Annotated in this window: 14 protein-coding genes; 10 read left to right on the top strand and 4 right to left on the bottom strand. The window is 73.2% G+C overall.

Translation table 11 applies throughout. From position 1 onward, the window contains the following. Positions 1-74 precede the first annotated feature (74 nt). Positions 75-785 (top strand): CTP synthase C-terminal region-related (seleno)protein, encoded by a 711-nt coding sequence (locus BXA11_RS15010; protein ID WP_083744245.1) that lies wholly within the window; start codon positions 75-77, stop codon positions 783-785. On the opposite strand, the gene BXA11_RS15005 is transcribed toward BXA11_RS15010, so the two are convergent. Next, positions 754-1767 (bottom strand): LLM class F420-dependent oxidoreductase, encoded by a 1014-nt coding sequence (locus BXA11_RS15005; protein WP_076435023.1) that lies wholly within the window; start codon positions 1765-1767, stop codon positions 754-756. The two genes, BXA11_RS15010 and BXA11_RS15005, sit on opposite strands and share 32 nt — an antisense overlap. Before the next feature lie 20 nt (positions 1768-1787). After that, complete coding sequence (locus BXA11_RS15000; RefSeq protein ID WP_076435022.1) at positions 1788-2501, bottom strand: FadR/GntR family transcriptional regulator; 714 nt, start codon at positions 2499-2501, stop codon at positions 1788-1790. Positions 2502-2592: 91 nt separating this feature from the next. Here BXA11_RS15000 and BXA11_RS14995 point away from each other — a divergent pair, with 91 nt between their 5' ends. Genes BXA11_RS14995 through BXA11_RS14985 form a run of 3 tightly spaced genes read left to right on the top strand, consistent with a single transcriptional unit; the run spans position 2593 to position 5350 of the window. After that, positions 2593-3330 (top strand): (Fe-S)-binding protein, encoded by a 738-nt coding sequence (locus tag BXA11_RS14995; RefSeq protein ID WP_076435021.1) that lies wholly within the window; start codon positions 2593-2595, stop codon positions 3328-3330. Further along, entirely contained in the window at positions 3327-4742 is a 1416-nt protein-coding gene (locus BXA11_RS14990) for a lactate utilization protein B (protein WP_076435020.1), read from the top strand. Before BXA11_RS14995 ends, BXA11_RS14990 begins: the two co-directional genes overlap by 4 nt. After that, positions 4739-5350 (top strand): LutC/YkgG family protein, encoded by a 612-nt coding sequence (locus BXA11_RS14985; protein WP_076435019.1) that lies wholly within the window; start codon positions 4739-4741, stop codon positions 5348-5350. The genes BXA11_RS14990 and BXA11_RS14985 overlap by 4 nt, the downstream gene beginning before the upstream one ends. Before the next feature lie 25 nt (positions 5351-5375). On the opposite strand, the gene BXA11_RS14980 is transcribed toward BXA11_RS14985, so the two are convergent. Both BXA11_RS14980 and BXA11_RS14975 read right to left on the bottom strand, forming a co-directional pair. Then, entirely contained in the window at positions 5376-6449 is a 1074-nt protein-coding gene (locus tag BXA11_RS14980; RefSeq protein WP_030509634.1) for a baeRF2 domain-containing protein, read from the bottom strand. A gap of 9 nt (positions 6450-6458) precedes the next feature. Then, a complete protein-coding gene (locus tag BXA11_RS14975) occupies positions 6459-6878 on the bottom strand; it encodes a DUF2795 domain-containing protein (RefSeq protein WP_076435018.1) in 420 nt (139 codons plus the stop codon). A gap of 134 nt (positions 6879-7012) precedes the next feature. Between BXA11_RS14975 and BXA11_RS41320 the strand changes: the two genes are divergently transcribed. The 6 genes from BXA11_RS41320 to BXA11_RS14940 all read left to right on the top strand — a co-directional run bounded on the left by BXA11_RS41320 (position 7013) and on the right by BXA11_RS14940 (position 15767). Continuing rightward, positions 7013-8101, top strand: a complete 1089-nt coding sequence (locus BXA11_RS41320; RefSeq protein ID WP_083744244.1) for a GNAT family N-acetyltransferase — start codon at positions 7013-7015, stop codon at positions 8099-8101. 217 nt (positions 8102-8318) lie between these two features. Continuing rightward, positions 8319-9521 (top strand): sirohydrochlorin chelatase, encoded by a 1203-nt coding sequence (locus BXA11_RS14960; RefSeq protein WP_204053917.1) that lies wholly within the window; start codon positions 8319-8321, stop codon positions 9519-9521. Between the two features lie 22 nt (positions 9522-9543). After that, positions 9544-10629: a nicotinate-nucleotide--dimethylbenzimidazole phosphoribosyltransferase gene (cobT, locus tag BXA11_RS14955; RefSeq protein WP_076435017.1), complete on the top strand. Its 1086-nt coding sequence runs from the start codon at positions 9544-9546 to the stop codon at positions 10627-10629. 126 nt (positions 10630-10755) lie between these two features. After that, on the top strand, positions 10756-11988 hold the full coding sequence (cobA, locus tag BXA11_RS14950; protein ID WP_030509629.1) for a uroporphyrinogen-III C-methyltransferase: 1233 nt from the start codon (positions 10756-10758) through the stop codon (positions 11986-11988). Further along, positions 11985-14078, top strand: a complete 2094-nt coding sequence (locus BXA11_RS14945; RefSeq protein WP_239105194.1) for a dynamin family protein — start codon at positions 11985-11987, stop codon at positions 14076-14078. The genes cobA and BXA11_RS14945 overlap by 4 nt, the downstream gene beginning before the upstream one ends. Before the next feature lie 57 nt (positions 14079-14135). Then, a complete protein-coding gene (locus tag BXA11_RS14940) occupies positions 14136-15767 on the top strand; it encodes a GTPase (protein WP_076435016.1) in 1632 nt (543 codons plus the stop codon). Positions 15768-15863: the final 96 nt, after the last annotated feature.

Here is a 15863-nt window from a genome sequence, read left to right as displayed (position 1 = left end):
ACATCAGCATCCCTTATACGAACACCGGAAATCATCATTTGTCATTAAGTTCGCACGTCGCCAGCATGGAGGTCATGAGACCCCGCATCGCGCTGGTGGGCGACCGGTCACCCGCCGTCCGTTCCCACACCCGCATCCCGCTCATCCTCGACGCGCTACGCGAGCGTGAGGGGCTGGACCTCGACGCCTACTGGATCAGGACCGACGAGGTCGCGGATCTCGGCGGGTTCGACGGCGTCTGGATCCTGCTCGGCAGCCCCTACCGCAGCGAGCAGGGCGCGATCACGGCCGCGCGGACCGCCAGGGAGAACGCGATCCCGCTGCTCGGCACCTGCGCCGGTTTTCAGCACGCGCTGCTGGAGTACGCCCGTCACGTGTGCGGGCTGAGCGTGAGCCACGCGGAGAACGACCCGGCCGCCCCCGACCCGCTGATCAGGCAGCTCGCCTGCTCCCTCGCCGGTCACGAGGCGGCGGTCCGGCTCGTCCCCGGCTCGCTCGCCGAGCGGATCGTCGGCGCCGACCGGACCGTGGAGCGCTACTTCTGCTCCTACGGCCCCGATCCCGCCTATCTCGAAACGCTGGAGGCGCACGGCCTGCGCTTCACCGGCCACGACGAGGAAGGAGAGGCGCGGGTGGCCGAGCTGCCCGGCCACCCCTTCTATCTGGTCACGCTGTTCCAGCCCGAGCTGGCCGAACGGCAGCCGCACCCGCTGGTGCGGGCCTTCGCCGTCGCCGCCGCCGGGCGGGCCGCGCTCACCCGAGGACCAGATCCCGTACGGCTCTGAGCGTGGGCTCGTCACGGGGGCCCATGACGAGCAGCGTGGTGACCGGGCTGCGGCGCCACAGCTCCAGCCGCTCCCGGATGCGGCCGAGCGGCCCGAGGAGCGCGATGCCGTCGGCCAGTTCGTCGGGGATGGCCGCGAACGCCTCGTCACGGCGGCCGGCCAGGTACAGCTCCTGGATGCGGCGGGCCTGCTCCGCGTAGCCCATGCGGCCGATGATGTCGGCGTGGAAGTTGCGGGTCTTGGCCCCCATGCCGCCGATGTAGAGCGTCAGCATCATCTTCACGCCGTCGAGTGCGGCCCTCAGATCGTCGGTGACGACCACCATGACCATGGCGGCGACGTCGAAGGCCGGTTTAGCGCCGGACAGGGCGTCGCCGTACATCGCCTCGATCTTCTCGGGGAAGGCGAACAGCGGCAGCCAGCCCTGCCCGATCTCGGCGGCGAGCGCGACGTTCTTCGGGCCCTCCGCGCCCAGGTAGACGGGGATCTCGGGCCGCAGCGGGTGGGTGATCAGCTTGAGCGGCTTGCCGAGGCCGCCGGGCAGCGGAAGCGGATAGTGCGGGCCCGGGCTGGTCACCGGCTCCTCCCGCCGCCAGACCTTCCGCATGATCTCCACGTACTCGCGGGTGCGGGCGAGCGGCGCGGCGAACGGCTGGCCGTACCAGCCCTCGACGACCTGCGGGCCCGAGGCGCCGACGCCGAGCAGCAGCCGGCCACCCGTGAGGTGGTCGAGCGTCATCGCGGTCATCGCGGTCGTCACCGGGGGCCGGGCGGACAACTGGGCGACGCTGGTGCCGAGCTTGATGCGGCTGGTCCTCGCGCCATACCAGGCCAGCGGGGTGAACGCGTCGCTGCCGTACGCCTCGGCGGTCCACACCGACTCGTAGCCGAGGCGCTCGGCGGCCAGCACCACCTCGGTCGCGTCGTCGGCGTTCCGCTGCCAGTACCCGAGGTTCAGCCCGAGTCTCAGATCATCGGCCACACGCGTGATTAGAACACGTTCTATGAATCCGGGCCAGACTCCGGATAGGCGCGGGCGAGGTGCTCGGCGACCGCGGCCGCGGCGGCTCCGGCGTCGCCGTCCTCGATCGCCCGGTGAATGCGCCGGTGGTCGTCCTGCAGGCCGCCGGTGTCGCCGAGCCGTACGACCGCGTCCACGGCGTAGCGGCGCAGGGCGTCGCGCAGCGCGCGCACCACCGCCACGATCAGCCGGTTGCCCGCCGCCTCGGCGAGGGCGAGGTGGAACGCGATGTCGTGCTCGACGAACTCGGCGGGGTCGCGGGCGGCGTCCATGGCCGCGATCGCCTCCGCCATCCGTGCCGTCGCGGTGCGCGCGGGAGCCGCCGCCGCGCGGGCCGCCGCCCACTGCTCGATCATCAGCCGGGTGTCGATCACCTCGCGCATCGAGAGCGTGGCGAGGCCGAGGTGCAGCCGGAGCAGGTCGGTGAGCGCGTCTCCCGGACGGGAGGTGAGCACCGCCCCGGCGTCCGGGCCCCGGCCGGCCTGCGACGCGACCACCCCGAGGGTCTCCAGCACGCGCAGCGCCTCCCTGACCGACGACCGGCCCACGCCGAGCTGCTCGGCGAGCTGCCGTTCGCCCGGGAGCCGGTCGCCCACGGTCAGGCCGTCGGCCGCGATCCGCTCCTCGATGCGGGCGAGCACCTCCTCGAAGGCGCGCGGCCGGGCGTCCGTACGCCGGCGTTCTCCGGTGGTCACCTCGGCTCCTCACGACGCCGGTGTCGCCGCGGGCGCACCAGGATGTATGGTCTGACCATATTTGGTCTGACCATACACGCCGGGAGGGCATGTGCGGGTAGCCCTGTTCGTCACCTGCGTCAACGACACGCTCTTCCCGGACACCGGGCGGGCGGTCGTGCGCCTGCTGCGCCGCCTCGGCGTCGAGGCCGACTTCCCCCGCGCCCAGACCTGCTGCGGCCAGATGCACGCCAACACCGGCTACCGGGACGAGGCCGTACGGCTGGCCCGGCGCAGCGTGGCGGCGCTGCGCGGCTACGACGCGGTCGTCGTCCCCTCGGGCTCGTGCGCGGCCATGATCCGCGAGCAGTACCCGAAGCTGGCCGGGTCGTCCGGTCCCTTCGCCGACGCGGTGGCGCAGGTCGTGCCGAAGACGTACGAGCTGACCGAGTTCCTGGTCGACGTGCTAGGGGTGACCGACGTGGGGGCCTACTTCCCCCACAAGGTCACCTACCACCCGACGTGCCACTCCCTGCGCGGCATCCACCTGGGAGACCGTCCGCTCACACTGCTGCGCCAGGTCAAGGGACTCGAACTGGTGCCGCTGCCGGGCGCGGAGGAGTGCTGCGGCTTCGGCGGCACCTTCGCGCTGAAGAACGCCGAGGTGTCGGCGGCGATGTGCGCCGACAAGGTGCGCGCGGTCCTCGACACCGGCGCCGAGGTGCTGTGCGCCGCCGACAACTCCTGCCTGATGCACATCGGCGGGATGCTCGGCCGCCAGAAGTCGGGCGTGCGGGTGACGCACCTGGCCGAGATCCTCTGCTCGACCGAGACGGCGGGGGCCCGATGAGCGTCACCTTCCTCGGCATGCCGCCGACGCGGCCCTTCCCCCGCAACGCCGCGAGAGCCCTGCGGGACTCGCAGCTGCGGTTCAACCTGCGCAAGGCGACCAGGACGATCAGGGCCAGGCGGGCGAGCGTCGTCGCGGAGGCGCCCGACTGGGCCGGGTTGCGCGAGGCCGGCCGGGCGATCAAGGAGCACACGCTCCGCAATCTCGACAGATACCTGGTGCGGCTGGAGGAGGCGGTCACGGCCGCCGGGGGCCACGTGCACTGGGCCGCCGACGCGGCCGAGGCCAACCGGATCGTCGCCGGGCTGGTGAAGGCCACGGGCGAGACCGAGGTCGTCAAGGTCAAGTCGATGGCCACCCAGGAGATCGGCCTCAACGAGGCGCTGCTCGAGCATGGCATCACCGCCTACGAGACCGACCTCGCCGAGCTCATCGTGCAACTGGGCGACGACCAGCCCTCGCACATCCTCGTCCCGGCGATCCACCGCAACCGCGCGGAGATCCGGGAGATCTTCGCCGAGCACATGGCCGGCTGGGGCAGGCCCGCCCCCGAGGACCTGACCGACGACCCCGCGGCGCTGGCCGAGGCGGCCAGGCTCCACCTGCGTGAGCGCTTCCTGAAGACCAAGGTGGCGATCTCCGGGGCCAACTTCGCGATCGCCGAGACCGGCACGATGGTCGTGCTGGAGTCCGAGGGCAACGGCCGCATGTGCCTCACGCTGCCGCGCACCCTGATCAGCGTGGTCGGCATAGAGAAGGTGCTGCCGACCTGGCGCGACCTGGAGGTCTTCCTGCAACTGCTGCCCCGCAGCTCCACGGGGGAGCGGATGAACCCCTACACCTCCATGTGGACCGGCGCGGCCGAGGGCCAGGAGTTCCACCTGGTGCTGCTCGACAACGGCCGCACCGGCGTCCTCGCCGACGAGGTGGGCCGGCAGGCGCTGCGCTGCATCCGCTGCTCGGCCTGCCTCAACGTCTGCCCGGTGTACGAGCGGGCGGGCGGCCACGCGTACGGGTCGGTCTATCCCGGGCCGATCGGGGCGATCCTGACGCCGCAGCTGCGCGGCATGGGGTCCGAGCTCGACCGCTCGCTGCCGTACGCCTCCTCGCTGTGCGGCGCCTGCTACGAGGTCTGCCCGGTGGCCATCGACATCCCGTCCGTGCTGGTGGACCTGCGGTCCCGGGCCCGCCACCCCTGGCCGGAGCGCGCCGGGATGGCGGCGGCCGGGTGGGTGCTCGAGCGGTCGGGACGGCTCGCGCGCCTGCAGCGCGCCGCGGGACGGCTGCGCCGGCTCACTCCTCGGCGGTTGCCGGGGCCGCTCGCCGGCTGGACCGACACCAGGGACCTGCCGGAGATGCCGGAAGAGTCGTTCCGCGAGTGGTGGGACCGCACGGACGGAGGACGCCGATGAGTTCCCGCGACCTGATCCTCGCCCGGGTCCGCCGCGCCCTCGCGGGCGTGCCCGACGTCGAGATCACCCGCGCCTACCGCGGGCCCTCGGAGAGGCCGGGCGAGATCGGCCTGTTCGAGGAGCGGGTCCGCGACTACCACGCCGTGGTCCACCTCGTGGACGAGCCGGGCGTGGCGGAGCGCGTCGCGCTGTCACTCGCCGCGCGCGGGGCGCGGCGGGTCGTCGTGCCGGCCGGGTTCCCCGCGCCGTGGCTCGCCGCCGCGGACGCGGAGGCGGTCGCCGACGACCCGCCGCTGAGCGCCGCCGACCTCGGCGCCGTGGACGGCGTGCTCACCACCTGCGCGGTCGCGATCGCGGAGACCGGAACGATCGTCCTCGACGCCGGGCCGGGCCAGGGCAGGCGGGCGCTCTCGCTGGTGCCCGACTATCACCTGTGCGTGGTGCGGACCGCCCAGATCGTCGCGGGCGTGCCGGACGCCGTCGCCCGGCTCGCCCCCGCGCGGCCCCTGACCTGGATCAGCGGCCCCTCGGCGACCAGCGACATCGAGCTGAACCGGGTCGAGGGCGTGCACGGCCCCCGCACGCTCGAAGTGCTGATCGTGACCTGAGCTCCACCCGGGCCCGAGGTTTCGGTCAGAAGCGCAGCAGCGCGCCGATCCCGTCGGGCGACTCCAGCCGCGGGACGAACCACAGCTCGGCGTCGGTCGCGGCCACCGCCCGCGCGAGGGCGGCGTCCGCGCGTTCCCGCATGGGCTCCCCGACCCCCCAGGCGGCCAGCTCCGCCGGGTCGGTGGACAACTGCGTGGGCTCAGGGCCGATCCACATCATGGCGGTGGAGGACGGGTCGTCGTGCATCAGCACCGTGCCCACCCGCCGGTCGCGCAGCGCGCGTGCCGTCTCCGTCAGGCCCGCCACGGCGTTGCCCGCCGCGTACGTGTCCAGCAGTTCCTCGCAGCGCCGCTCGGTCCAGGCCCGGCAGGCCCCTTCGACCGCCCGGCGGAAGTGGTCCAGGTCGGCGCCCGGGGCCCGGCTGCCGTGCTCGGCCACCGTCAGTCGCCGTACGACGTCCTTGGCGAGGTAGTCGGTCACGAGCCCGCGGGCCTTGGGATCGCCGGCCAGCACCACGACCTCCGCGCCGATGCCGTGCGCCTCCTTCTCCACCACCTCGGCGAGGGCCACGGCGTTGCGGCGCCAGCCCTCCTCGACCTCCCGGTCGAAGTTGGCCTGCGACCGGCCGCCCTGGCCGGTTTTCTGGAGCGACCGGTCCGGGTCCGCCACCTCCACGGTCAGCTCGCGCCGCCGCCCGTCGGCCACCACGGTGACGTCGCCCCCGGCCCGGTCGGCCAGCACCTCGACATGCGGGACGTGCTCGCCGCGCTGCGCGAGCAGCGGCACCACGTGGGGGAGCGGTGACCACCGTGCGGTCTGACGGCGCGGACGGTGGGCGAGCGCCTCGGTGAACACGACCTCGCCGTCCCTGGCGAAGGCCGCGCGCCCGGGCGCGGCCCACACCGGGTCGGACATCAGCTCCCCGATGGGATCGAGGGCCGAGGCCGGCGCCCCCTCCTCGGCGAGCCGCTCCCTGAGCTGCGCCCACCGGCGCTGGACCACGTTGGCCGCGCCCTCGGACGACCGGTCGGTGTCCACGTATACCGAGGCGTACGGGCCGCTCCGCTCGTACAACCCGCGGATGAAGTCCAGTCTCACGGGCCCTCCCTACCAGCGCTGGCGTTCCACTCCGAGTCCGAGGGCCTCCGCGACCTCCGCGATGTTGTGAAATGTCATTTCGGGCAGCCGCCGTACGGCGTCGATCACGGCGTCGGGGGCGTTCTTGTGCTCGGCGTGGGCGAGCAGCTTGGCCGGGTCGGCGGGGAAGCCGGCGTCGCTGAGCCAGGTGGCGAGGTGGCTGCGGCGCTCCACGTCGGCGGGGGTGATGCCGAGCGGCGTCCCGGGCTCGCGACCGGGCGGGTGCCGACGGGGCGGCGACATGTCTTCTTCGGGCTGCTGCGTCGGCTCGGGCTCGCGCCACTCCTCCACCCGGGTGCGTCCGGCGCCCTGCACGAGGCCTTGCGTCTCGTGCTTCTGCTCCTCGTCGAGCCGGCGGCCGTGTTTGTCGCTGCCGCGCTGGATACTCATGACCTCACCTCCCGATTAGGGTCACTGACGTGCCTCGTACCCGGACCGCCTGCCCCAAACATCGGGAGCGGTGAGGCCGTGTCCCACATAATCCCCGGCGGGCGAAAAATCCGCTCATGTGATGGAGTGACGCATTGTTCGACGAGCGCCTGACGATCAACACGGAACGGCTGATCCTGCGGCCGTTCGGTCCCGGGGACGCGGGCCAGGTGCGGGCCGTCATCGAGGACGGAGCGCACACCACGGCGCTGCCCCCGGGCGCGCCCGGGCACGCGACCGGCATCGCGCAGTGGCTGTCGTACGGCGTGCACGAGCTGTGGCGCTCGGGCCAGGGCATCCACCTCGCCATGCACGCGCGGGACGGCGTGGTCGGGTCGATCAGCGTCTTCAAGGCCCAGTGGGGCACGGGCATCGCCGAGGTGGGATACGGCGTGCATCCCGCCTACCGCCGCAGGGGATACGCGACCGAGGCGGTCCGCGGTCTCGTCGGCCGCCTGCTCGGGGAGGGCCCGCTGCGGCGGATCGAACTGCGGGCGAACGCCGACAACCTCGCGTCGATCAGGGTCGCGGAGAAGGCCGGCTTCATCCGCGAGGGACTGCTCCGCGGCGCGGGATTCGAGGACGACGGCCCCCACGACCTGGTGGTCTTCGGACGGCTGCGCGGCGACGAGCGGTCGGTCCCGCGCCGCAGGATCGAGAGCGAGCGGCTGGTCCTGCGGCCCTTCGCCCGGCAGGACGCCTTCGACGTGGCCGACGCGGTCAAGGGCGATCCCGAGATCGCCCGGTGGATGCCGTGGGCCGAGGGTTACACGCTGGAGCGGGCGCTGGAGTGGTGCACCCGGCTCGCGCACGCGAACGGCCCCGGCTATGGTGGCAACTTCGCGATACAGCCGAAGGACGGGGAACGGCTCGCCGGAGCCATCGGCGTGCAGCGTGAGGACCACGAACGCGGGGACGCCGAGCTGGGCTACTGGATCGCGCCGTGGGCCCGCCGCAGGGGATACGCGGTGGAGGCCACGCGACTGGCGACGGCCTACCTGTTCGACCTCGGGTTCCACCGGGTCCACCTGCTGGTCGCGACGGGCAACCGCGCCAGCCAGGCGGTCGCCAGGAAGGCCGGGTTCATCGAGGAGGGCATCATGCGGCGGGCGCTGCCGGTCCCGGGAGGCTGGGCCGACGCCGTCCTGTTCGGCATGCTCAACGGGGAAATTTCATGGCAATAGGTAAAGAATCCCCCTAGTCCCTGTGCCCATCGGTCAAGTGGCCACCATGATTGGGGGCCGGAAGGCTATCCTCGCCAGCCGTGAGCCTCCCGCCGGCCGGCGAGTGCGCGTCCAGAAGCGGGAGATCCCGTCCCGGCATGCACACGGGCGGCGCCGGCCCGGACGGGGCGGGGGATTGTGAACGACACGCAGGTCAACTGCAGGGGAGATCAGCCAGATGAAACCGCCGCTGCTGCTCATCGGCCACGGCACCCACGATGAGACCGGCGTCGCCGAGTTCGGCAGGTTCGTTCACCGCCTCCGCTGCCGCCTTGACGGGCTTCCCGCCGAGGTGAGCGGCGGCTTCATCACGAACGCCCGCCCCCCGCTCGGCGACTCCATCTCCTCTCTCGTGGCCCGGGGGCACCACCACCTGATCGCGGTCCCGCTCAGCCTGACCGGCGACCGGCGCGCGCTCGGCGACATCCCCGGCACCATGGCCCTGGAGCAGGAGCGGCACCCCACGCTCGAATACGACCTCGGCCGCCCCCTCGGGCCCGACCCGCGGGTGCTCAAGCTCCTCGCGGAGCGGCTCGCCGACGCCCGGGCGGAGATGCCGCGGTTCGTGACCGACGAGCCGCCCGCCGAGATCGCGCCCGGCGAGACCGCGGTCGTGCTGGTCGGGCACGGCTCCACCGACCCCGCCGTCAACGCCGAGGTCCACCGGGTCTCGCGGCTGTTCTGGGAGACCCACGCCGCCGACCTGCTGACCGTCGAGACCGCATACGTGTCGCACACCCGCCCCGGCGTGCCGGGCGGCCTGGAGCGCTGCCGCAGGCTCGGCGCCAAGCGCGTGATCGTCCTGCCGTACGTCCTGTTCGCCGGCGGAGTCCTCGAACGCATCTGGGCGCAGGCACTGGCCTACGGCGCCAACCACGAGGGCCTCGACATCCGCTGCGCCGAGGTGATCGGCGACTGCGAGGGCCTCGCCGACGTGGTGATCGACAGGTATGAGGAGGCGCTCGCCGGAGGCGGTCAGTCCTCGGCGCCGGCCGCGCGCCGCCCGTCCGCGGTGCTGCCGGTGACCCGGCCGTTCCCCGCGGGCCGTACGCCGGTGGACCCGGGCGCCGAGAGGGACGCCGGCCTCGTGACCGCCATCGCCCCGCGGCTGAGCGGGGCGAGGGAGACCGGCGGTGCGCCGCTGACCCCCTCGCTCGTGGACCCTGCCCCCCTGGACCTGGAACCGCTCGACGTGGACGCCTTCGAGGCCGAGGCGTTCGACGAGACGTTCGACGCCGAGACGCCGGAACCGGAAGCGGACGGCGAGATCGAGGCCGATAGCATGATCGGCGCGGTCGGCCGCGGCGAGGCGGGGGAGGAGCTCCGCGGCGATGCGCCGGACGGGCCGCTCGCCCAGCCCGGAATCGCCAGCGCGGTGTAGCCGCCGCGCAGAAGGAGAGAGCATGACGTCCCTCGGCGAGACGATCGGCGCCATCCGCCCGGTCGAGCCCGGCCCCATGGCGGAGGCCAGGGCCCACCAGGACCGGCTCACCAAGCCGAGCGGCTCGCTCGGGGTGCTCGAGGACGTCGCGGTGCGGCTCGCCGGCATCGCCGGAACCTGCCCGCCGCCGCTCCCGGTCCCGGCCGCCCTGGCGATCTTCGCCGCCGACCACGGCGTGCACGCGCAGGGGGTGAGCCCCTGGCCGCAGGAGGTCACCGCGCAGATGGTGGCCAACTTCACCGCGGGAGGCGCGGTCGCCAACGTCTTCGCCGCCGAGGTGGGCGCGTCGGTGACCGTCGTGGACGTGGGCGTCGCGGCCGACCTGCCGCCCGCGCCCCGGCTGCTCGCCCGCAAGGTCGCGTACGGCACGGCCGACCTGTCGCAGGGGCCCGCCATGACGGAGGAACAGGCCACCGCCGCCCTGACGGCCGGGATCGAGGTCGCCCGCGACCTGGTGGACGCGGGTGGCCGCTGTCTGGTCACCGGAGACATGGGCATCGCGAACACCACCGCCTCTGCCGCCCTGATCTGCGCCTTCACCGGCAGGCCCGCCGCCGAGGTCACCGGCCGGGGGACCGGCGTCGACGACGCCACCTACGAGCACAAGATCGAGATCGTACGGCGTGGCCTGCGGGCCAACGGGATCACCGAGGCGGGAGCCGTACCGGGCGGGCCCGGCGAGGCGCTGCGCGTGCTCGCGGCGGTCGGCGGCCTGGAGCACGCGGCGATCGCCGGTTTCGTGCTCGGCGCCGCCGCGGCCCGGGTGCCCGTCATCCTCGACGGGGTGATCGCCGGAGCCGCGGCCCTGGTGGCCGGCGCGCTCGCGCCCGACGCCGTCGGCTACTGCCTGGCCGGGCACCGCTCGGCCGAGCCCGGCCACACGGCCGCGCTGGCCCATCTGGGCCTCGACCCGCTCGTCGACCTGCGGCTTCGGCTCGGGGAGGGAACCGGCGGGCTGCTCGCCCACCCCCTGATCAGCGCGGCCGCGCGGGTCATGCACGAGGTCGCCACCTTCGACTCCGCGGGCGTGGCGGACAAGGGCGAGTGAGGCGCCGCCGGCCCGCGGCGACCGCCCTGTGGACTCACAAGTCTCATCCTGTGAATGTCGCCCGAGCCCAGCGGGTAGGTTTGCCTCCTAACAATGCACACTTGACGCTCTAGGGAGACAGGGGTCATGGCGCCCTACCTGCTCGGCCTCCGCCTCGACGGGCGGCGGGTGCTCGTGGTCGGCGGGGGACGCGTCGCTCAGCGACGGGTCCCCGCACTGCTCGACGCCGGAGCCTCCGTCACCCTGGTCTCGCCCAGTGTCACGCCGGCGCTGGACGACCTCATCGCCACGGGCCGGGTGACCTGGGAGCGACGGCCCTACCAGGTCGGCGACTGCGACGGCGCCTGGCTGGTGCACGCCTGCACCGACCATCGCGACGTCAACACCGCGGTCGCCGCCGAGGCCGAGGCGAAGCGCATCTGGTGCGTGCGGGCCGACGACAAGGACGCCTCCGCGGCCTGGACTCCCGCCAGCGGCCGGGTGGACGAGGTCGGCGTGGCGGTCACCGCGGGTGGCGACCCCCGCCGCGCGGCCGGCATCCGCGACGCGATCGTGGGCGCGCTACGCGACGGCACCGTGGACGCGCGGCGGCACCGCACCAAGCCCGTCGGCGTCGCGCTGGTGGGCGGCGGCCCCGGCGACCCCGGCCTGATCACGGTGCGGGGACGTCAGCTCCTGGCGCAGGCCGACGTGGTCGTGGCCGACCGCCTCGCGCCGCGCGCGCTCCTGGACGAGCTGTCGCCCGACGTCGAGCTGATCGACGCGGCGAAGGTGCCGTACGGCCGGTCGCTGTCCCAGGAGAAGATCAACGAACTGCTCATCGAGCACGCGCGCAAGGGCAGGTTCGTCGTACGGCTGAAGGGCGGCGACCCGTTCGTCTTCGGCCGCGGCGGCGAGGAGATGATCGCCTGCGCCCGGGCGGGCATCCCGGTGACCGTGGTGCCCGGGATCACCAGCGCGGTCGCGGTCCCCGGCGCCGCCGGAGTCCCGGTCACCCATCGCGGGGTGAGCCAGGAGTTCCACGTCATCTCCGTGCACGTCGCGCCCGGCGACCCCAGGTCCACCGTCGACTGGCCCGGGTTGGCGGGATCGTCGGGAACCCTGATACTTCTCATGGCGGTCGAACGGATCAAGGAGATCGCCGAAACGCTGGTCCGAGACGGACGTTCACCGGAAACTCCCGTGATGGTGGTACAGGACGGTACTCTTCCGACGCAGCGAGCCGTTGCCGCGACGCTGTCGACCGTGGCGGAACGGGTGACCGCGGCCGGAGTGCGGCCTCCGGCGATCGTGATCGTCGGCGAGGTCGTCAAGGTCGGCCAGGAGATCGATATGGTGCGAGCGGAGCGGATCCCGTGAGATCGGCAGCCAGGAACACGCCCGACCACGGGACCGGCGCGGGTTCGGGCGACGCCGTGACCGAGGAGCCGGACATCGCGGGGCCGGATCTCGCTGACCGGGACGCCGGGGAGCACCCGGAGTCGCCGGGGGAGCAGACCGTCGCGTTCCGCCCGATCCGCGACGACGAGGACATGATCGAGGACGCCCCCGTGCGGCCCGGTGAGGAGTGCGAGGGCGAGCCTGCGGACGCCGACGGCGAACAGGACCCGGCAGACGCGGCGGCCGCCGAGGCCGCGCAGGACGCGCAGAGCCTTGAGGACGACCCGGAGGGCGCCGAAGACGCGGAGCACACCGACGACGCCGATGGCATGGAGGACATCGAGCGAGCCGAGGACGGCGAGGACGAGCCCGACGGCGATCGGGTCCGGTCCTTCCCGATGCCGGAGCCGGTCTCGGCGGCGCTGACCGAGGCGCTCAACCAGCTCCGTACGGCGGTGAAGGGCCTGCACTTCGGTCTCGACGTGCCGGGTTCCGAGGAGGCGCGCAAGGCGCAGGCGTCGGTCCTGGCGCAGCTCGACGACTACGTCATCCCGCGGGTCCACATGAGCACCGCGCCCGCGCTGATCGTCGTGGCCGGTTCGACGGGGGCGGGCAAGTCCACCATCGTCAACTCGCTCGCCGGAGGGAAGGTCTCGGCCACGGGAGTGCGCCGTCCCACCACGGCGACGCCCGTGATCGTCTGCCATCCCGACGACCACGAGTGGTACGCGCGGGGCGACCTTCTCGGCGGTCTGAGAAGGCTCGACGAACCCACGCGGGACGCCCCGCCCGGCAGCGTGGTGCTGACGTCGAGCCCGTCCCTGCCCCGGGGACTCGCGCTGCTCGACACGCCCGACATCGACTCGGTCGTGGAGGAGCACCACGAGATCGCGCACCGCATGCTGGACGCCGCCGACCTGTGGGTGTTCGTCACCACGGCGTCCCGGTACGCCGACGCGCCGTCCTGGGGCCTGCTGCGCCGGGCCAAGGAACGCGGGGCGCGCCTGGTCATCGTGCTGTCCCGCGTGCCGCACAGGTCCCGCGAGGTCGTCGTCAAGCACTTCGGCCGGATGCTGAAGGAATACGGCCTGGGCGAGGTCGAGTGCTTCGTCATCAACGAGACGTCCGTACGCGACGGGCGGCTGCCCGAGATCGAGATCGCGGATCTCCGCATCTGGATGTCCGCCCTGTCGGCGGACGACGAGCGGCGTGAGGCGGCGGTCAAGTCGACGCTGAACGGCGTTCTGAACAGCTTCCGCACCCGGCTGCCCGCGCTCGCCCGGCACCTCGAAACCCAGGTCGCCCTGCGTGCCGATCTGCGCTCCGACGTCGACGCGGCCTACATGGGCGCCCTGACGCGGATCGACGAGGCGACCAGGGACGGCTCGCTGCTGCGCGGGGAGGTGCTCGCGCGGTGGCAGGACTTCGCCGGCACGGGCGACCTCATGCGCACCCTCCAGCTGCGCCGCGGCGCCAAGGGCCACCAGCAGGGCCCGGAGCGGGTGCGCGGGCTGAAGGCCGCCCTGCGGGCGGGCCTCGAAGCGCTGGTCAACTCGGCCGTCCAGCAGGCCGCGGAGGAGGTCGTGGCGCGCTGGCGGCAGCGGGCGGGCGCGGGCGACCGGCTGGCCGCGACACCGGGGCTCGGCCGCCCGGCGGAGGAGATCGCCCGCAGGACCACCAGGACCATCACCGCCTGGCAGGACCACGTCACCGAACTCATCCGCACCGAGGGCGTGACCAAGCGGTCGGTGGCCAAGCTGATCTCCTTCGACGTGGAGTCGCTCTCGCTGATCTTCATGATCGGCCTGCTCGGCTACGGCGCCACGGACGCCCCGGCGGGCGCGGGCGCCGGCGCACTGCCCCAGCGGCTGCTGCGCGGCCTGCTCGGCGCCGAGTCGCTGCGCAACATCAGCGCCAAGGCCCGCAGCGATCTGCGCGCCCGCGTCGGCCTGCTCTTCGACGAGGAGACCCTCCGATACGTCGACGCGCTCGACAGCGCCGGAATCCCGGACGAGGCCGCGGCGACGCGGCTCTACCAGGCAACGTACAACCTCGAGGTCGCACGATGACGGAGCCGATCCGGCAGATCACGCCGGGGTACGTCTCCGCACCACGGTGAGGAATCCATGACGGCTGTCAGCACCGCCGAAACGCAGCACGGGCTCGGCTCCAGGCTCGCCGCCCTGGCCAAGATCGTTGAGCTGGGGCAGGGCCGGCTCGACCCGGCGCTGGTCACAGAGGCGGCCCAGCTCCTGCTGCGCGCCGGCGACCGGCTCAAGCTGTCGTCCGACCACACGGTCGTGGCGCTCGCCGGGGGCACCGGGAGCGGGAAGTCGTCCCTGTTCAACGCCGTCTCCGGGCTGGAGCTCTCGCCCATCGGCGTACGCAGGCCGACCACGGCGCGCACCCACGCCTGCGTGTGGGGCATCGACGGCGCGGGCCCGCTGCTCGACTGGCTGCAGATCCAGTGGCGGCACCGGTTCGCCCGCGCCAGCGCCCTCGACAAGGGCGAGAGCCAGCTGCACGGGCTCATCCTGCTCGACCTGCCCGACCACGACTCGATCCGCGCGCTCACCGACCACGAGGCCCACCGGCTGATCCAGGTGGCCGATCTCATCGTGTGGGTGCTCGACCCGCAGAAGTACGCCGACGCCTCGGTGCACCGGCGTTACGTGACCGAGCTGAACGGGCACGACGCGGTGACGGTCTTCGTGCTCAACCAGTCCGACCGGCTCACCCCGGAGGAGCAGGCGGAGTGCGTGGCCGACCTGGAGGAGCTTCTCCGGCGTGAGGGCGTCACCCGTCCCCGGGTGGTCGCGACGTCCGCCACCACCGGCAAGGGCGTCGACAGCCTGAAGGCCGTCCTGGCCGAGTCCGTGGCCGCCCGGCGTGCGGCCTACCAGCGCCTGGAGGCCGACCTCGACCGGCTGGTGCTGCGCCTGGTGAAGGACGTGCCGGAGTTGCTGCGGGTGGAGTCCACGGTGGACGGCGCGCGGCGCGCCGGGCTGGTCGAGGCGCTGTGCGACGCGATCGGCGTCTCCGCTCTCGGCGAGGCCCTCGAGAACGTGTACGCCGTCCGGTCCGCCGAATGGGTCGGCTGGCCGTACGCGCGGTGGGCGGCCCGGCTGCGGCCCGACCCGCTCAAGAGCCTGCGTCTGGGGGCCGTGAAGGACGACATCCGCGGCCTTGTCGCGAGTTCGGTCACCGCTCAGCCCGCCGAGGTGGACAACGCGGTGCAGACGCTCGCCGACGGGCTGACTGCAGGCATGCCGGAGGTGTGGCGCGACGGCGTGCGCGAGGCGGCCCGCTCGCGGGTGGACGAGCTTCCCGAGGCGCTGTCGGGCGAGCTGTCGGAGGTGGCTCCGCCGCTCGACCGGGTCCCGGTCTGGTGGTGGCTGCTCAAGATCTGGCAGTACCTCCTGGTGCTCATGTTCGTCGCGAGCCTCGCCTGGGCGGGCGCGATCCTCGCGTACGGCGTCTTCAAGGCCGGCCGTCCGCCGGCCGAGGTCCTCGGCGACGTGGCCGTGCTGCCCTGGGTGGGGCTGATGATGATCAGCGTCCTCGGGCTCGGCCTGTTCTCGGCCATGTCGAGCAGGAACTTCGTGGTGCTCGCCGCGGGCAAGGAGCGCGACCGGCTGGAGCACGACATGAGACGCCGCGTGGGCGTCCTGGCGCAGGACATGGTCGTCCAGCCGCTCGAACGCGAGCTGAACCGCTACAACGAGTTCTTCGGCGCGATGGCGGCCGCCCGGCGCTGAACGCCTTTCGCTGAACGCCTGCCGCCCGACGGACGCGGCGGGCGTCGAACACCTGCCGCCGGACGGGCGCGGCCGGGCGTCGAACGCCTGCCGCGG

The sequence above is a fragment of the Microbispora rosea genome, assembly GCF_900156315.1.
Taxonomy (GTDB): domain Bacteria; phylum Actinomycetota; class Actinomycetes; order Streptosporangiales; family Streptosporangiaceae; genus Microbispora; species Microbispora rosea.
This window is presented reverse-complemented; position numbering and strand designations above follow the sequence as displayed.

Coding starts and splice junctions, on each gene's coding strand:
- BXA11_RS15010 (WP_083744245.1), top strand. CDS start 75: ATGAGACCCCGCATCGCGCTGGTGGGCGACCGGTCACCCGCCGTCCGT.
- BXA11_RS14990 (WP_076435020.1), top strand. CDS start 3,327: ATGAGCGTCACCTTCCTCGGCATGCCGCCGACGCGGCCCTTCCCCCGC.
- BXA11_RS14985 (WP_076435019.1), top strand. CDS start 4,739: ATGAGTTCCCGCGACCTGATCCTCGCCCGGGTCCGCCGCGCCCTCGCG.
- BXA11_RS14975 (WP_076435018.1), bottom strand. CDS start 6,878: ATGAGTATCCAGCGCGGCAGCGACAAACACGGCCGCCGGCTCGACGAG.
- BXA11_RS14960 (WP_204053917.1), top strand. CDS start 8,319: ATGAAACCGCCGCTGCTGCTCATCGGCCACGGCACCCACGATGAGACC.
- cobT (WP_076435017.1), top strand. CDS start 9,544: ATGACGTCCCTCGGCGAGACGATCGGCGCCATCCGCCCGGTCGAGCCC.
- cobA (WP_030509629.1), top strand. CDS start 10,756: ATGGCGCCCTACCTGCTCGGCCTCCGCCTCGACGGGCGGCGGGTGCTC.
- BXA11_RS14940 (WP_076435016.1), top strand. CDS start 14,136: ATGACGGCTGTCAGCACCGCCGAAACGCAGCACGGGCTCGGCTCCAGG.